11 protein-coding genes, 1 tRNA gene and 1 pseudogene are annotated in these 14,881 nt (G+C 56.7%); 7 read left to right on the plus strand and 6 right to left on the minus strand.

Going from position 1 to position 14,881, the window contains the following annotated elements; all coding sequences use genetic code 11:
- Positions 1-33: 33 nt before the first annotated feature.
- The 4 genes and pseudogenes from Q1K76_RS03315 to Q1K76_RS03330 all read left to right on the plus strand — a co-directional run.
- Positions 34-3,132 (plus strand): glycoside hydrolase family 2 TIM barrel-domain containing protein, encoded by a 3,099-nt coding sequence (locus Q1K76_RS03315; protein ID WP_300131034.1) that lies wholly within the window; start codon positions 34-36, stop codon positions 3,130-3,132.
- Positions 3,133-3,349: 217 nt separating this feature from the next.
- Positions 3,350-3,423, plus strand: a tRNA-Ala gene (locus Q1K76_RS03320).
- An 85-nt stretch (positions 3,424-3,508) separates the two neighbouring features.
- Complete coding sequence (locus Q1K76_RS03325; RefSeq protein ID WP_087408606.1) at positions 3,509-4,426, plus strand: glycerophosphodiester phosphodiesterase family protein; 918 nt, start codon at positions 3,509-3,511, stop codon at positions 4,424-4,426.
- Between the two features lie 149 nt (positions 4,427-4,575).
- Positions 4,576-4,674, plus strand: a pseudogene (locus Q1K76_RS03330) (type I restriction-modification system subunit M N-terminal domain-containing protein); the annotation flags it as partial.
- Between the two features lie 34 nt (positions 4,675-4,708).
- Here Q1K76_RS03330 and Q1K76_RS03335 read toward each other — a convergent pair.
- The gene (locus tag Q1K76_RS03335) at positions 4,709-4,879 is read right to left on the minus strand and encodes a transposase (protein WP_366944477.1); all 171 of its coding nucleotides are present in this window, start codon (positions 4,877-4,879) and stop codon (positions 4,709-4,711) included.
- Positions 4,880-4,947: 68 nt separating this feature from the next.
- On the opposite strand from Q1K76_RS03335, the gene Q1K76_RS03340 reads away from it, so the two are divergent.
- The 3 genes from Q1K76_RS03340 (at position 4,948) to lgt (ending at position 8,020) form a co-directional block, all read left to right on the plus strand.
- On the plus strand, positions 4,948-5,256 hold the full coding sequence (locus Q1K76_RS03340; RefSeq protein ID WP_366944478.1) for a DUF6591 domain-containing protein: 309 nt from the start codon (positions 4,948-4,950) through the stop codon (positions 5,254-5,256).
- A gap of 893 nt (positions 5,257-6,149) precedes the next feature.
- Positions 6,150-7,046, plus strand: coding sequence for a diaminopimelate dehydrogenase (locus Q1K76_RS03345; protein ID WP_087408604.1), 897 nt, complete (start codon positions 6,150-6,152; stop codon positions 7,044-7,046).
- Positions 7,047-7,156: 110 nt separating this feature from the next.
- The gene (gene lgt / locus Q1K76_RS03350; RefSeq protein WP_087408664.1) at positions 7,157-8,020 is read left to right on the plus strand and encodes a prolipoprotein diacylglyceryl transferase; all 864 of its coding nucleotides are present in this window, start codon (positions 7,157-7,159) and stop codon (positions 8,018-8,020) included.
- Between the two features lie 317 nt (positions 8,021-8,337).
- Here lgt and Q1K76_RS03355 read toward each other — a convergent pair whose 3' ends face one another.
- Genes Q1K76_RS03355 through Q1K76_RS03375 form a run of 5 tightly spaced genes read right to left on the minus strand, consistent with a single transcriptional unit; the run spans position 8,338 to position 14,876 of the window.
- Positions 8,338-9,903 (minus strand): PCMD domain-containing protein, encoded by a 1,566-nt coding sequence (locus tag Q1K76_RS03355; RefSeq protein WP_300131041.1) that lies wholly within the window; start codon positions 9,901-9,903, stop codon positions 8,338-8,340.
- 10 nt (positions 9,904-9,913) lie between these two features.
- Complete coding sequence (locus Q1K76_RS03360) at positions 9,914-10,777, minus strand: hypothetical protein (protein ID WP_087408602.1); 864 nt, start codon at positions 10,775-10,777, stop codon at positions 9,914-9,916.
- The gene (locus tag Q1K76_RS03365) at positions 10,774-11,505 is read right to left on the minus strand and encodes a hypothetical protein (protein WP_087408601.1); all 732 of its coding nucleotides are present in this window, start codon (positions 11,503-11,505) and stop codon (positions 10,774-10,776) included. Before Q1K76_RS03365 ends, Q1K76_RS03360 begins: the two co-directional genes overlap by 4 nt.
- Positions 11,498-13,606 carry a PCMD domain-containing protein gene (locus tag Q1K76_RS03370; RefSeq protein ID WP_300131045.1) on the minus strand — a complete coding sequence of 703 codons (2,109 nt, stop codon included), beginning with the start codon at positions 13,604-13,606 and terminating at the stop codon, positions 11,498-11,500. Before Q1K76_RS03370 ends, Q1K76_RS03365 begins: the two co-directional genes overlap by 8 nt.
- A gap of 1 nt (position 13,607) precedes the next feature.
- The gene (locus Q1K76_RS03375) at positions 13,608-14,876 is read right to left on the minus strand and encodes a DUF4493 domain-containing protein (RefSeq protein WP_300131048.1); all 1,269 of its coding nucleotides are present in this window, start codon (positions 14,874-14,876) and stop codon (positions 13,608-13,610) included.
- Between the last annotated feature and the right edge of the window lie 5 nt (positions 14,877-14,881).

The following is a 14,881-nucleotide window of genomic DNA, read 5'->3' on the forward strand; positions in this document are numbered from 1 at the left end:
AACTTTTTTTGAAATCTATACTTTTTTGAAACGATGAAGAGAACAATATGGACGGGCCTCTGCCTCGCTTGTCTGACGGCAGCGACCATGCAGGCCCAACAGAACCAGCCCGAGTGGCAAAGCCAATATGCCACGGGACTGAACAAACTGACCCCGCATGCCTATGTGTGGCCTTATGCGGCGGGCGATGTCGAGGCTATTCGCGAGCAGGCCTGTGAGTCGTCGCCCTACTACATGAGTCTGAACGGAGCCTGGCGGTTCAACTGGGTGCGCAACCCCGACACGCGGCCGGTCGACTTCTACCGCCCCGACTACTACGTGGGCAACTGGAACGAGATAGAGGTGCCCGGCAACTGGGAGCGTCAGGGATACGGTACGGCCATCTATGTGAACGAGTCGTACGAGTTCGACGACCCCATGTTCAATTTCAAGAAAAATCCGCCCCTGGTGCCTTACGCCGAAAACGAGGTGGGCTCGTATCGCCGCACCTTCACCGTGCCCGACTCGTGGGCCGGGCGTCGCATCGTGCTCTGTTTCGAGGGGGCCGCGTCGTTCTACTACGTGTGGCTCAACGGTGAGCTGCTGGGCTACAACCAGGACTCCAAGACCCCGGCCGAGTGGGATGTGACCGACCGCGTGAAACCGGGCGAGAACGTGCTGGCCGTCGAGGTCTATCGCTGGAGTGCGGGTTCGTATCTCGAGTGTCAGGATATGTGGCGGTTGAGCGGCATCGAGCGCGATGTCTATCTGTACAGCACGCCGCAGCAGTATATTGCCGACTACAAGGTGGTGTCGCCGCTCGACCGGCAGGACTACCGGGATGGCGAGTTGTCGCTGGCCGTGCATGTGGGCGGAGTCGGCGGGATTGAAAAGCCTACCGTGGCCTACGAGTTGTACGATGCCGACAACCGGCTGGTGGTGCGCGATACCCGCGAGGTGTCGGCCGACAGTATCGTGAGCTTCGAGCAGGTGATACCCGATGCTCACCCCTGGAGCGCCGAGCAGCCCTATCTCTATACGTTGGTTGTGAATCTGAAGGACGAGGCCGGACGGGTGGTCGAGACGACCGGTTGCCCGGTGGGCTTCAAGACCTCGGAGGTCAAGGAGGGCCGCTTCTGCATCAACGGGGTGCCCGTCCTGGTCAAGGGGGTGAACCGTCACGAGTTCTCCGATCGCGGCCGCACCGTGAGCAAGGAGTTGATGCTGAAAGATATACAGCTGATGAAGCAGAACAACATCAATACGGTGCGTTGCGCCCACTATCCCAACAACCCCTATTGGTACTACCTGTGCGACCGCTACGGACTCTATGTCATCGACGAGGCCAACATCGAGTCGCACGGCATGGGTTACGGCCCGGCTACGCTGGCCAAGGATACCACCTGGCTCAAGGCTCACATGGACCGCACGCGGCGCATGTACGAGCGGAGCAAGAACCACCCTTCGATCTCCATCTGGTCGCTGGGCAACGAGGCCGGCAACGGGGTCAACTTCGAACACACCTATCGCTGGCTCAAGTCGGTCGAGACCAACCGCCCCGTGCAGTACGAGCGCGCCGAGCAGAACTTCAATACCGACATCTATTGCCGCATGTACCGCAGCATCGACGAGATAAAGGCCTATCTGGCCCAGCCCGACATCTACCGCCCCTTCATCCTGTGTGAGTATGCCCACGCCATGGGCAACAGCGAGGGCGGTCTGCAGGACTACTGGAAGGTGTTCGAGTCGGAGCCGATGGCTCAGGGCGGTTGCATCTGGGACTGGGTAGACCAGTCGTTCCGCGAGGTCGATGCCAACGGCCGCTGGTACTGGAGCTACGGTGGCGACTACGGCCCCGAGGGGATACCCTCGTTCGGCAGCTTCTGCTGCAACGGTCTGGTCAATGCCGCCCGCGAGCCGCACCCCCATCTCCATGCCGTCAAGCATGTTTACCAATACATCAAGTCGACCCTCACCGATGCCGACAACCTCACCGTCACGGTGAAAAACTGGCACGACTTTACCGACCTCGACGCCTATACCCTGCACTGGAACGTGACGGCCGACAACGGTACCGTCGTGGCCCGGGGCGAGCAGGTGGTTGCCTGCGCTCCGCACCAGACGGTCGATGTCGCCTTGGGTCGTGTGGCACTGCCCCGCGACGCCCGAGAGGCCTACCTCAACCTCAGTTGGACCCCCAATCACGCTACGGCCTTTGTCCAGACGACCGACGAGGTGGCCTACGACCAGTTCGTGCTCGAGGCCAATCCGCGCTACGAGGCCAAAATCGATCTGCCTTCGGGTCGGTCGCTGAAACGCGACGGCTACACCTGGAGCAACGACCGGGTATCGGCCACCGTATCGCCCGAGACCGGCGCCCTGACCTCCTATCGCTACAACGGCACCGAGATGATAGCCTCGCCCCTGGTGCTCTCGCTCTACCGTCCCTTGACCGAGAACGACAAGAAGGACAAGACCAGCGGCCAGTTGTGGGCGAAGGCCGGCCTCTCGTCGGTATCGCAGCGGGTCACCTCGATCGAGCCGGGCAAGAACGGATGCGAGGTGGCCATTGCCCTCACCAATGCACAAGGCCAATCGATAGGAGAGGGCACACTCACCTACGCCTTCGACCGCAAGGGGGTGTTGACGGTACACACCACATTCACCCCCGACACCACGGTGGTGAAGTCGTTGCCCCGCGTGGGCCTCACCTTCGGGATGCCGGCCGGGAACTGCCGTCGGGTAACCTATCTGGGCCGGGGCGATATGGAGACCTACGTCGACCGCCTCGCCGGCAAGATAGCCCTTTACGAGACCAGCCCCGACGAGATGTTCCACTGCTATGTAGTGCCCCAGGCCACCGGCAACCGCACCGATACCCGTTGGGCAACCTTCGGCAGCGAGGCCGGTAACGGCTGGAGAGTCACGGCCGATGCTTCCTTCCAGTTCAGCGCCACGCCCTACACCGATGCCTGCATCGATGCCGCCACCCACGTAAACGAGTTGCATGCCGACGGTACGGTCACCGTTCACCTCGATGCTGCCCAAACCGGGGTAGGTACCGCCACCTGTGGCCCCGGCATATTGCCCGCCTACCGGTTGCCGCTCGACACCTATCGGTTCGATTTCACCTTTGTCCCGGTGATAAAATAGCATAAAAGCAAGAATAAGAGAGAAACGTAAAAGATTTCATCTCCTTGCGAGCGGGGCGGATGTTCACTACATTCGCTCCGCTTTTTTCTATGGTCTATTTTTTTCGGGATATAACTCTTTGAAGATGAGGCGCTCGATTTTAAATGCAGAAAAAAGTTGAAAATATCTTTGCACGGTTCGAAAAAAGCGCTTATCTTTGCAGCGCAAATCAGCTCAAGGGGTATTAGCTCATCTGGCTAGAGCGCGACACTGGCAGTGTCGAGGTGAGCGGTTCGAGTCCGCTATACTCCACTTCATTATCTATCTTTCAAAACATATCATTGGGTGAGTTTCTCGTATCGAGGAACTTTTTTTATTGGCATAAAAAGGTAAGATAATGAAAATCAACAGTGTAAAACATTTGAGGTTATGGGCCGTGGCCACATTGTGGCTGCTGGCCGTGTCGGCTTGGGCGCAAGAGCGGGCCGAACAGATACGGGAGCGGTTGTTGGACCGCGAACTGTCGTCGGTAATCGTGGTTGCTCATCGGGCCGACTGGCGCAACTTCCCCGAGAACTCCCTGGCGGCGATACAGAGCGCCATCGATATGGGGGTCGACATGGTCGAACTCGATTTGCAGCGCACCCGCGACGGCAAGTTGATTTTGATGCACGACGACACGCTCGACCGCACCACAACCGGCAGAGGCAAGGTAGGGGAGTGGACGCTCGACTCGATACGCACCCTGTACCTGAAAAACGGGTGCGGCATCAGGACCCGTCACCGGGTACCCACCCTCGAGGAGGCCTTGCGGCTGGCCCGGGGAAAAGTCATGATCAACCTCGACAAGGCCGACCGCTACTTCGACCAGGTGTACGAGCTGCTCGAAAAGACAGGAACCACCCGCCAGATTGTGATGAAGGGGAGCCGTCCCGCCGCCGAAGTCAGAGCCCTCTACGGCAAATACCTCGACCGGGTCATCTATATGCCGGTGGTCAACCTCGACAAACCGGGAGCCCGGGAGCAGGTAGAAGCGTTTGTCCGCGCCATGCAGCCGGCCGCATTCGAACTGCTGTATGCCCGTGACGACAATCCGCTGCCCCGTCAGCTGGCCCGTTCGCTCCGAGGCAAGTCGCTCATCTGGTACAACCTCTTGTGGGACACCCTCGCTGGCGGACACGACGATGACCGTGCGCTTTCGGCACCCGACCGGGAGTATGGCTGCCTTGTCGACTCGCTGGGCTGCCGCATCTTGCAGACCGACCGCCCCGCCTTCCTGCTCGACTACCTGCGCCGCCGGGGTCTGCACGAGTGAGGGCCGTGGCATCGCATTTTGCCCGCGGCATATGCCGCGGGGGAGCAAAGCCGTTTCATCTGGGACGAGGCGTCTAATTTCTCCCGTAAATGGTATTTTTTTTGTAAAAGTTGTTACCTTTACTCCAAATATCCCATTTGTGAGTATCTATGGCAGCAATGAATACAGCCGATATAGGCTTTGAGAAGGAGATTTGGAAGGCAGCCGACAAGATGCGCGGCAATATCGACGCGTCGGAGTACAAGTCGGGGATCAACGTAAAAACCTGAGGGATTCATAAGATTAAGCATAAATTTTAGCTAGTCTGAACAAGAAGAACGCCTTATCCTTTACTCCTCTGAACTGCGAACGGAAGCTCTTTATTTTGGCATTGAAGGATTCAGAAGCCGCGTTTGTGGAACGCCTCTCAAAGAAGTTAATGCCGGGATGGATGTTACGACTGTTGGGGACCAGTTGACGATTTCAAATTCCGTTACAAGTACTCTCGCAGAATTCTCGACAAGGCAGAAAACATATCATATATCTTTGGAGAACCAGAAGAGGTATGGCGGCCCAAAAAGACCGAATCGGCTTCTTTGGATATTCCGGCAGATGGTGACTGGGATGCCGTACTCGATCTCTACGAAGAGTGTGTCGACGAATATGTGGCTGCGGTCAAAAAGGCGGCCTCGGGAGATTTGTCAGCAGCTGTGTCGTATGCAAAGATAGCCCAAAAGGCGACTGAACTCTCTGAGAAACTGTCTGGGGTAAATGACGAACTGACTCCGAAACAACAGAAAAGATATGTTAGCATACTCAACAAGATGACCGAGATGGCTAATAGGGAATAGCTTTAATTCCATAAATTTCAGAAGAGGGTCTTACCCTCAATTCCTTGGGGCTGTGTCGTAATGTACGATACAGCCCTTTTTCGCAGGGTCTCCATCTGGATTTTCGATTGGCAGACAGTATGGAGGGACTCTTGTATGTTTTTTTTGAAGTATGTCGGGCATCATGTTTCTCGTTTTGCATGAGGTGCAACCGAAAAAAAGTGATAACTTTACGGCTGAATTTTTGAGGGAAACGTAAAAAGCGTTCGGAAATTATCTCGTTTTCAGAATCTGGTAAATTCTTAACACACAGAGATAATGACAACTGGACGCTCACGCTTGTTATACAACGGGCGTGAGCTTGTCGTTTGTCTTGTGTGTGGGTTTACCAGAGCCTTGAAAACGGATGGACGATGCAGCTTACGCCCTTTTTGTATAACCGCTGCCGGAGCGTCGGCGGCATAACGATAGGGATGAGGTATGACGAGTATCGTAGCGTGTAAATTGTTTTCGGCTTTGGGGTGCTGGTTGTGGAGTGTGGTGCTGCCTTGGTCTGCCGGATGGGAGGCAAGCCGTAGTCTCGAGATTACATCGTGGCAGATTACCGTCGAAGGTCGGTGCTGGAGTTTTCGGCTTGCCGACGACGGAGACCGGTCGTGCACCTTTTGTCTGGAGGTCGAGGGGGCGGGTTGGACCGTAACGGTTCAGCATTGAATCTGGCGGAGTGTATTTGTAGCTGGTTAAAAATAGCTGAAACAGGGGGAGGAGGTTTTTATTCTTCTCTCACTTTTTGCTATCTTTAAATAAGATAGGAGTCGGTTCGGGATAATTAACCTTGAAAACTGTGTTTTCGGTTTGCCTCTCCGCTCACCTTTTACTATCTTTACGCCTCGAAAATAAAAAAAGAACGAGATATGAAGAAAATCAGAGCTGCCATAGTAGGATATGGCAATATAGGCCACTTTGTATTGGAGGCCTTGCAGGTGGCACCCGACTTTGAGATTGCGGGTGTGGTACGTCGTAGGGTAACCGATATTCCCCGGGAGTTGGCGGACTATCGGGTGGTGACGTCGCTCGACGAATTGGAGGGGGTGGATGTGGCTATCCTCTGCACGCCTACCCGCGAGGTGGAGCATTATGCCCTGAAGGCTCTCGAGAAGGGTATCCGCACGGTCGACAGTTTCGATATTCACACCCAGATAGGCGACTTGCGCAAGACGCTCGACGCCCAGGCCAAGGCTCACGACTCGGTGGCCATCATTTCGGCCGGCTGGGACCCGGGCACCGACTCGGTGGTGCGTGCCCTCATGGAGGCTTGCGCACCCAAGGGGGTTACCTATACCAACTTCGGCCCCGGCATGAGCATGGGTCACACGGTGGCCGTGAAGGCTATCGCCGGCGTGAAGGCTGCCCTGTCGATGACTATCCCCCTGGGTACGGGCATCCATCGCCGCATGGTCTACATCGAACTCGAGGAGGGTTACCAGTTTGACGAGGTGGCCCGTGCCATCAAGAGCGACGACTACTTTGCCCACGACGAGACGCACGTGATGCAGGTCGAGAGTGTCGATGCCCTCAAGGATATGGGCCACGGTGTGAACATGGTGCGCAAGGGTGTTTCGGGCAAGACGCAGAACCAGCGTTTCGAGTTCGACATGAGCATCAACAACCCGGCCCTGACGGCGCAGATTCTGGTGGGTACGGCCCGTGCCGCCATGTTGCAGCGCCCTGGTTGCTACACGCTTATCGAGATACCGATGATCGATTTGCTCTATGGCGACCGCGACGAGCTGGTGCGCCGGTTGGTATGATGTGACGAAAGAATCGGGGCGGAAGATTCCCGTTTTCGCCGACAAATATGTATCTTTGTCCCTGTCTGTGTGTTTGCACGGGCAGGGCATTGTTTTTTACGAAGGTTATGATTACTGATTTTATCACTTGGACTGCCAACCCGGCACTGTTCGACGGGGTTATTCAGCTTCGTTGGTACGGGCTCTTTTTCGCGATTGGTTTCATCGTAGGGTATAGCCTGATGGACCGCATGTATCGCCACGAGCAGTTGAATGTGAAGTGGCTCGATTCGCTCTTTATCTATGTGGTGGTGGCTATGGTCATCGGGGCGCGGTTGGGGCATTGCCTGTTTTATGAATGGGACCTCTATTCGCAGCACCCGATCGAGATTCTGAAAATCTGGAAAGGCGGCTTGGCCAGTCATGGCGGTGCAATCGGTATTCTCATAGCCATCTGGATTTACTCGCGCCGGGTGACGCATCGCAGCATGCTCTTTACGCTCGACCGTCTGGTGGTGCCGGTGGCTCTGGTGGCGGCCTTTATCCGCACGGGCAACCTGATGAATCACGAGATTTACGGGCACGAGACTTCGCTGCCGTGGGGCTTCCGCTTCATTGAGAATCTGCCGGAGTGGATGGCCGGTGCGCCTCCCGTATTTTCGGCTCCGTCGCATCCGACACAGATTTACGAGGCCCTGTGCTATCTGCTGCTCTTCGGGCTGTTGCTCTACATGTATTGGCGTCGCAATGCCGAGGAGCGCGAGGGGCTCATCTTCGGTACCTTCCTCATCGGTACCTTCCTGTCGCGATTCCTGATCGAGTTTATCAAGAACGACCAGGTGGCCTTCGAGGCTTCGATGTCGTTGAACATGGGGCAGTGGCTCAGCATCCCGTTTGTCATTGGCGGGGTGTGGCTGGTGGTGCGGGCCATGCAGCGTCCGCGACTCCCTATCAAGTATGCACCGGCCAAGGCCAAAGGCAAGGGCAAGCGATAGAGGCGGCGGTATGCCGGGTGAGTGTATGGCCCGGTTCAGAACCGACGTTGAATGAATTTTTTTTGAAGAGAGAGGCGTCATTTATATGATCGACGAAGAGTTGTTCCCGGTAATCGGGGGCAGCTCTTTGTCTGTTTTTTTGGGGGGGGAAAGTCTGTTTTTAGAGGAAAAGGTTTGGAGGTTGTCGTGCGGGCGGTTTATGACCCGAGGTCCATGCGGAGGATATGGAGACGAAACACCGAGGCCCTGCCTCCTGCTCGTAGCAGAGTGGGGCAGGGCCTCGGTGTATGGTGTGGGCCCGGTGGCCGGGCGAGGTGTCAATAGTCGTATTCGAGCGAGAAGTCGTCGATGAAGAGCACGCTGCCGTCGCCACCCGTGAAGTAGTCGCCGTATTTGCTGGCCGAAGCTACCACAATGATGTAGGAGGGGATGCGTGAGGTATCGCGGTACTCGAGTTCGAGGGTGAAGGGGGTATATTCCGGAACCGACTCTCCCGATGAAATCTCGGCATAGGCAATCACGTGCGGGTCGTTCTTGTCGAACACCTTGCGGTCGCTGGGTTTGGTGCGAATCTCTACCGGGTCGCTCCAGTCGCCCAGGGCGATGTATATCTGGCAGGTGTCGGGTTGTCCCATGAGGGCGGTCAGGTCGCTGTTGGTCTTGTTGATGGGCACCGTGGTGTACTTGAAGTATCCCTTCAGACGAGTGGGCCGCTGGGTGAAGGGTTTGCCGAAGTTGAGCACACCGTTGGAGCCGTCGGTACGCAGGTAGTTGCCCACGTACATGTTGCCGGCTGCCAGTTTGCCCAGCGAGCCGATACCCACGAATTTGGTGGCCAGTTTGGCCGCTTGCCCGGTACCCGACCAAGTATCGTCGGTGGGCTGGGTGTTGCTGTCGCCGAGTGTTGTTGCCCCCTTGTTGCCGGTATCCCAGAAGTTCTCGCTACCCTCGGGCCAGGGGTTCCATACCTTGCCGTCCAGGTTCCAGTAGTCGAAACTGCCGTTGGGCAGTTCGGCTGCCGAGCCGGTGGTGAAGGTCACCTCGTTGCCCGTGAGGTCGCCCGATACGGCGCGGCACACATAGGTGGTGTTGGCCTTGAGGTGAATCATGCGGGCCGTGAACGAGCCTTTGTCGTGGGTGATATAGGAGTCGGGTACCCGTTCCCAGGTTTCGGCGGTAGCCTCTTTGATTTCGAATCCGTTCTGAGCCCCCTCCTTGCCGCTGCCATGCAGCCAGGCCACATTGGTCCAGGCATCGACCCCGTCGGTCGACACTTCGCTTTCAGTGGGTACGACGTAGAGAGTCCACTCTTCCATGATGTCGTGGTAGGTGATGATTACCTTTTGGTATCCCAGCGAGAAGTCGGAGATATTCTCGATTTGGGGCGAGTAGGTGGTAATCCCCTCGGGACCCAGCACCAGTTCGGTGATGTGGATTTTCGAGAGGTCGGCATCCTTGTTTACATAGGCGACAGCCCGGTGATTGTAGGCGTCGAATACCGGGGCACCGATTTGCCCCTCGACGCTGAAGGCGCGCGCGATGTTTTGGGCCGCCTGTATGGTCCAGGTGTAGTCCTGGTAAATGGAGAGGGTAATCGAATAGTCGTGAGTGAGGTCGATGGTCGAGTCGGCCGGTAGAGTAGAGGTGGCTCCTTCGGTTACGGAGAGCGACTCGATGCGTACCCGCCGCATGTCTACGGTGTCGGCCAGTTCTATCCGCACGGTCTGGGTGGCGTTGTCGATGGTAGCCGCACCCACCTGACCTTGGGCGGAAATGGCAAGAATCTGAGCCTTGATGCGGGGGTAGGGGATGTCGTTCTGGATGCACGATGCCAATAGCAACGCGCAGAACAACGGGATTATGTAGCTTATCTTTTTTCGCATGACTTTCATTCTATATGTGCAGGCACATGCCTATGTTGATGTTGAAGAGGTTGAGCTTGAAGTCGGCCCCGCTCGAGCGTCGGCTACCCGTCTCTACGTTGTTGGTGGTCTGTTTGATGGTGCCGTAGCGCAGACCGGCTACCCCGAAGGAGACGCTGGTGCTGATGTTGTTCATGATGAACACGCAGAAGCCCGGGTTCAACCCCAGTTTGATTTCCGAAGTGGTCGTTTTGGTGTTGCGCAGGTTTTCGTCGGTACCCCGCACGAAACGGTTGGAGCCGCTCGAGAAGGCCAGCTCGGTTTCGTTGAAGAAGCCGAACCGCTTGTTGCGGTCGATACCGATGTAGGCCCGGTGGAATATCGAGGCCGAGAAGGTCTCGCCCAGATAGCGCATGTCGCTCAGGTTGAACTGCATATCCTCGTCGATGTCGATGCTGAGGTTGTCGAGGTTGGCGCTCAGGTGACTGTATCCCAGTTTGATACCGATACACTCGTTGTCTTTGATGAAGTATCCGATAAAGGGGTTGAGCGTGGTGATGTTGCCCTTGAAGTTGAAATCCTTGACAAAAATCAGCAGGTTGTTGTCTTTGCTGTCAAACTCGCCGTGCGAGAGGGTGAGACCCATAATCCACTGCTTCTTGGGTATGAAGAGGTAGTTTTTCAGTCCGCGTTTGTACTTTTTGCGATTGAACCCGCGTTTTTCCACGATGGTATCGGGTTCGGTCGGCGTCGTTGCGGCGACAAGCGAGGCGGCAGGTACCTCTTGTTGCACGGGGTAGGCTACGGCCGTCGAGTCGAGCTCTTGAGCGTGGAGCAGCGATTGACCGGGGAGCATGAAGCCTATGGCGATGAGTATGTATTTCCAGTTTTTCATAAATAAAAAGCGATACCTAATCCCAGAGAGAAGATGTTTACTTTGAAGTTGGCCAGGTTTTGCGACCGTTTACCGGTGTAGACCTGGTCGGTCGTTTGGGTCACGTGGCTGTAATTGAAACCCAGCACACCCACATTCACCTCGATGGCGGTGTAGTCGTTGATAAAGGCCATGAGCCCCGGTGCGATGCCAATCTTGAAGTTGAACGACCGCTCGTAGGTGCCGGTGAGCGCGTCGCCCGAGCCGTTTACCATCTTCGACTCGCCACCGCCCAGGTTGAGCTGCAGTTCGTTGAAGAGGCCGAACCGGTTGCTGTTGCCTATGCTGATGTAGTTGCGCATGATGGCCATGCCCGAGTAGGTGTGGCTGAGGCTGTAGACGTTGTTGACATCGAAGTTGAGGTCGTCGCCCAGTTGTATCGAGGCGCTGTTGAGCTTGGTGAGGCTGCGCTCGTAGGCAAAGCGGCCGCCCAGGCCCAGGTTGTCCTTGACAATGTAGCAGAGCATGGGGCTTATCTTGAAGTTGTAGCCTATGCCGTCGATGTTCTCGATGACGAGGAACTGGTAGTTGTTGTTGCTGTACTCCGAGTAGGAGATCGAGTTGCCCACAACCCATTGTCCCTTGGGTATGAAGGTGTTCAGCACGATGCCCCGGTCGAATTCCTCGGCCCGCGAGAGGCCGGGAATCAACAGGAACAGCGCGAGTATGGGATAGATAAGTTTATTCATAAATCAATTCTAAGTCGTCGATCCACATGGTGCTGCCGGTACTTCCGGTGAAGTAGTCGCCATATTTGCTGGCCGAGGCCACGAGCACGATATAGCTGGGTATACGGTCGAGCGAACGGTAGTCGAGCGGTATTTCAAATTCGAGCAGGCCGCCGTCGGTTCCTTGGGTCTCGCCGGTGAGGTCCCATTCGCCGTAGGCGATAATCTTCTCGTCGTTTTTATTGAATAGGTTCTTGTCTTTGGTGGTGATGCGCACCGGGGCATCCCAGTCGCCGACTGCGATATAGATGTTACCGATGTCGGTCGAGCCTTTGGGCAAATCGTTGGTCTCGGAGTAGTCGACGCTTCCCGGGGTGTACTTGATATGGCCTTTCAGCTTGGCCGGACGTGAGGTAAAGGGGCGCCCGAAATCGAGGATGCCGTTGGTTCCGTCGGTTCCCACATATTGCCCGGCAAAGAGATTGCCGGCTGCAAATTTGCCTATGCCCAGGAAACTTACAAATTGCGATTTCAGTTTCACCGAATATTTACCGCTGTTTTTGTAGGTCTCGTCGGGGGTGGTTACATTTACATTCAGGGTAGCCGACCCGTGGTTTCCGCTGTCCCAGAACATTTCTTCATTGGGCCCGTATAATACCATGACCTTCGAGAGGGTTTGCCAGTTCTCGAAACTGCTGTTGGGCAGGGGAGTAGCCGCTTCGGTGGTAAAGGTGGCAGTCTTGACCGATGCTTGTGCCCCGGCGACAGCCTGGTATTCATAGGTCGTACCCGGTGTAAGGCCGGTTACCTCGGCCGACAGGGCCGAGCCCGAACGGTTGGCGGCCACCGATGTCCAGTCTTTGGTCCCTGTCCGGCGGTACTGGAAGGTGAGCGGCTCGGCAGTCTCTTTCACCACGTTGCCTCGCAGGGTAGCCCGGCATGCCCAGATGTCGGCCCGTTCGGGGTCGACGGTCACGACGATGGCATCCGACACGATAATCGACAGAGTGGCGGTATTGTCCTTGCCGGCAGCATCGAGGGCCTTGATGGTGAAGGTATATTCGTCGCTCGGGAGTGACTTGACGAAACTCTCCGAGAGGGTAATCTTGGCGTTGGAGAGGTCTTTCACCTCCTGATAGGTGTGCTTGCACGAGATGCCCCGCGATTCGAATTCGGTAGCCGGCGAGCCGTCGGCTGCCAGGAAATCGACCGAGTCGGTGGGGAATCCCAAAGCGGTGAGTTTGTCGCACGAAAACCATACCCGTTGCAGCCGGGTAGCGGCATTGACCCATACGGCTGTTTGGCTGCCGCCGTTGGTCTCGTAGTAGAGCGTCTCGGTCAGGTCGAACTTGTCGCCGACAATTTGCGGCCGCTGTGTGATGACCACGTTGTGGGTCGAGTCGACCGTCGACTCGTTTACCTTCACGTCGAGGAAAGTACCGCCCGTAGCTGCACTCTCGGCGTTGTAGCTGAAGGAGAAGGCATATTTGGTGGCCGGCAGCACATCTTCGACCACACCCGACAGGGTGTAGCTGCTGCCGTCGGTCTTCTTGCCTTCGAAGCTCCAGGCCAGGTCACGCTCCTTGCCGTTGAAGAGGTAGTAGCCTACCGAGTCGGCGGTAGCTTCGGTAAAGTAGAGTTCGCCGTTGGTGGTAAATATCTTGACCTTGCAGTCGGTCACCACCTCGTTCAGGCCCGGGTCGAAAGCTACGGTAGCCAAGGTGTTGGCCACGGTGCAGGTGACGCTGGCCGTGGTGATTTCGCCGCTTCGCACGTCGAAGTCGGTCGAGCCCGTGTAGTAGGGGGTGTTGAATGCCGCAGGCACCGAGTCGCCGGCCAGTACGAACACATGGTATTGACCGCTGGCGAGGTTGAGGGTTTCGGGGATAGGTGTCGTGGCATCGTAGTAGCGGACGAGTCCTTTGCTGCTGTAAATGCGCGTTTGCATGGAGTTGTAGATGCCTGCGTCGACCGACCGCGTGACAACGGCCACGTCGTCCGAGACACGCACGCTCAGTCGCACCGAGCCTTCGCCCAGTGCCATATCCTCCTCTTTACAGGCGGTAAAGAGGAGCAGGAAGAGGAGCGTACCAGCCAAATATCTCTTTATATTGTATCTCATATCATTCGGTTACAAGGATTAACGATTCGGTTGTGGTGCCTTGTGCATCGGTCGCCTTGATGATGAAGTTGTGTGTACCGGCACCCAGCAGACCGAGCAGCGGCATGAAGTCGCTGATGTCGAAGGTTACTTTCGCTTGGTTCAGCACATTGCCTTCGGTGGGGAATCCCAGTCCTTCGATGGGCTCTTTCAGGTTGCCCGGGTTCACCAGGTCGAGGTGCGCCGAGAGGCCCATGCCCGAGAGCTCCTCGGGAGTAAGTGTGGGCGAATCGATGTCGACGGTGAGTCCCGTGAGACCGGCCGGGTCGCTGCTGGTGATGTCGACCACCACTTTCAACCCTTCGGTGATAGTGACAGGGGTACCCAGTTGTATGGTTTCACTCGTAATTTGGGGAGCCTCGCCCGGTGTGGGTTCGGGGTCAGGATCGGGGTCGGTGCCCGGGTCTACGGGATTGGGGTCGGGGATAATCTCCTCTTCGATGGTCACGTTGCCCTCGTGGTCAATGGTCTCGCACGAGGCGTCGAGGGTCACCGAGGGAGTTACGCCGCCCGTCTCGCTGCCCGGTTCGGGTCGCTTGATGTCGTAGTGAATCTTGCGCCAGTCGCCGGCCTTGACGTTGTCGACCTGGATGCGGTTCACCTCTTCATACCCGTCGATGGTGCCGGTGAAGGTGGCGATGAGCAGGTTGCTCTCACCGTCGGAGCGGAAGTATCCGGCGCGGGTTTCGGTCTGCGAGAAGTCGAGCGAGCCGGAGCCGATGTCGACCGTCACCTTGCAGTCGTCGCCCATGAACGATTTCAGGTCTTCGGAGTAGGTCACCGTCACCTTGATGTTTTGCAGCGTGCACACTACCGTGTCGAGTTGGGTCACCCGGTTCTCTTCGATGGTGAAGGCCTTGTCGGCATAGTAGTAGGGGTGTTCCCATTCGGCCGGCTGCACGCGGTGCGAGAATACGGCCACGTTGTAGTCGCCCACGTTGAGGGTGACAATCTCGGGCATCTCGCTATATTTCCATTCGAGGGTGTCGGTTCCCTGCGAGGGGTATATTTGCACGGTGAAGTCGCCCGTATCGACGGCCCGGCTCACCGGTGCTTTTTCTATCACTTGTGTGTCGTTGTTGGGTATGGCTCCGAAGGTCGAGAGGTCGAGTGTCCCGGTTTTTCCCGACGGGGTTTCTATACCCAGGTCGTAGGTGAATTTCTCCCGGTCGCACGAGGAGGCGGCCACGGCCAGAACTACGGCCAGAGAGATGCCTAATATATTTCTCATAGGGT

Source organism: uncultured Barnesiella sp., from assembly GCF_946496565.1.
In the GTDB taxonomy this organism is placed as follows: Bacteria; Bacteroidota; Bacteroidia; order Bacteroidales; family Barnesiellaceae; genus Barnesiella; species Barnesiella merdigallinarum.

Coding starts and splice junctions, on each gene's coding strand:
- Q1K76_RS03315 (WP_300131034.1), top strand. CDS start 34: ATGAAGAGAACAATATGGACGGGCCTCTGCCTCGCTTGTCTGACGGCA.
- Q1K76_RS03325 (WP_087408606.1), top strand. CDS start 3,509: ATGAAAATCAACAGTGTAAAACATTTGAGGTTATGGGCCGTGGCCACA.
- Q1K76_RS03345 (WP_087408604.1), top strand. CDS start 6,150: ATGAAGAAAATCAGAGCTGCCATAGTAGGATATGGCAATATAGGCCAC.
- Q1K76_RS03355 (WP_300131041.1), bottom strand. CDS start 9,903: ATGCGAAAAAAGATAAGCTACATAATCCCGTTGTTCTGCGCGTTGCTA.
- Q1K76_RS03360 (WP_087408602.1), bottom strand. CDS start 10,777: ATGAAAAACTGGAAATACATACTCATCGCCATAGGCTTCATGCTCCCC.
- Q1K76_RS03365 (WP_087408601.1), bottom strand. CDS start 11,505: ATGAATAAACTTATCTATCCCATACTCGCGCTGTTCCTGTTGATTCCC.
- Q1K76_RS03370 (WP_300131045.1), bottom strand. CDS start 13,606: ATGAGATACAATATAAAGAGATATTTGGCTGGTACGCTCCTCTTCCTG.
- Q1K76_RS03375 (WP_300131048.1), bottom strand. CDS start 14,876: ATGAGAAATATATTAGGCATCTCTCTGGCCGTAGTTCTGGCCGTGGCC.